Genomic DNA, 1,664 nt, shown 5'->3' on the forward strand with positions numbered 1-1,664 from the left:
GACCCGCTCAGCGGCGACCGCGGCCGCCGCGATTGCCGCCCCGGTTGATGAAGGCGTCGGCGCCGATGTAGCCCATCGAGGTCTTCATCGGATCCGGAATGCGCTCGCCGCCCGGGCCGCGCTGGTTGCCGCCGCGGCCATGGTCGCCCGCATCGCTGCCGCCCTTGCCGAAGCCTTGCGGGATGCGCTTGCTGCCGGTGGCGAAGCGACGGTCGAAGGTCTGCTCCAGCGGATTGATGTGCTTCGGGATGAAGTCGTCATCGTCCTCGTTGCGGGGCCGGCGATCGCGTTCGCGCTCCTGCTGCTGTTGCTGCGGGCGCTGCGGCTGGTGGGCGCGCTGTTCGCCGCGCTGCTCCTGGCGCGAGGGCTCCGGACGGCTCGGGCGCGGACCGCCGCTGTTGCCGCTGCGGCGCTTGTCGCGACGCTCGGCGCGGTCGTTGTTGCGCGGCGGGCGCGGCTCGTTGCCGGCCAGCTGGCGGATGACGCGGACATCGGCGTCGCCCAGTTCGATGTAGACGCCGCGGCGCAGGCCGCGCGGCAGCACGACGGTGCCGTAGCGGATGCGGATCAGGCGGCTGACGGCCAGGCCGACGCTCTCGAACAGCTTGCGGACCTCGCGGTTGCGGCCTTCGGTGATGACGACGCGATACCAGCGGTTCACGCCTTCGCCGCCGCCGTCCTCGATGCTCTTGAAGCTGGCCTGCTGACCGTCGACGTCGACGCCGGTCAGCAGCTTGTCCTTCTGCTCCTTGCTCAGCGAGCCCAGCACGCGCACCGCGTACTCGCGCTCGACGCCGAAGCGCGGGTGCATCAGCTGGTTGGCCAGTTCGCCGGAGTTGGTGAACAGCAGCAGGCCTTCGGTGTTCAGGTCCAGGCGGCCGACCGACTGCCACTTGCCCTGCGGCAGGCGCGGCAGGTTGCGGAAGACGGTGGGACGGCCCTCGGGGTCGTTGAAGGTGACGACCTCGCCGACCGGCTTGTGGTACGCCAGGATGCGCGGCGCCACGGGGGCGATGCGGACCTTGATCGGCTTGCCGGCCACCGCGACGCGGTCGCCGTAGGAGATGCGCTGGCCGACATGGGCGACCTCGCCATTCACCGTGATCTGGCCCTTGGCGATCATGTCCTCGATGTCGCGCCGGGAGCCGACGCCTGCCTGCGCCAGCACCTTCTGCAGCTTGGGCGCATCGGCATCGGGCGCGAGCACGCGCTTGCCGGGCTGGCCGTCGGTGCCGGTCTCGCCCTCGTCGGCGGAGGCCTCGACTTCCGCCGCGCCCGTCTCCGCCACGTCGCCGTCACCTTCGACATCCGCGTCGAAGGCACCGGACACCAGCGCGTCGAAGCGCGCCTGGGCCTCGGCCTGCAGCTGGGCGTCGTCGACCGGATCGGCGGCACCTTCAGCGCCCTCGCCTTGCGGCGCGCGCGCGGGGCGCTGGCCGGACTCCTGGGCCTGCGCCTGCTGACCCTCGCGGGGCTCGCGATCACGATCGCGACCACGACGGCGGCGGTTGCGGCCACGCCCTTCACGATCGCCACCCGCGTCGCCATCGGCGGCGTCACCGCCCACGGGGCCGGCGCCGCGCGTCTCGGGCGACACCAGCTCACCGACCGCTTCCGCGACCGGCGACACCGGTGCCGGCGACACCTCGACGGTCGCGACCGGC

1 protein-coding gene is annotated in these 1,664 nt (G+C 72.7%); it reads right to left on the reverse strand.

Annotation, left to right across the window (positions count from 1 at the left end; all coding sequences use genetic code 11):
- Positions 1-7: 7 nt before the first annotated feature.
- The coding region (locus FUT87_RS24275) for a pseudouridine synthase (protein WP_310735323.1) at positions 8-1,664 on the reverse strand (1,657 nt) is incomplete at its 5' end.

The organism is Mitsuaria sp. TWR114, from assembly GCF_007997345.1.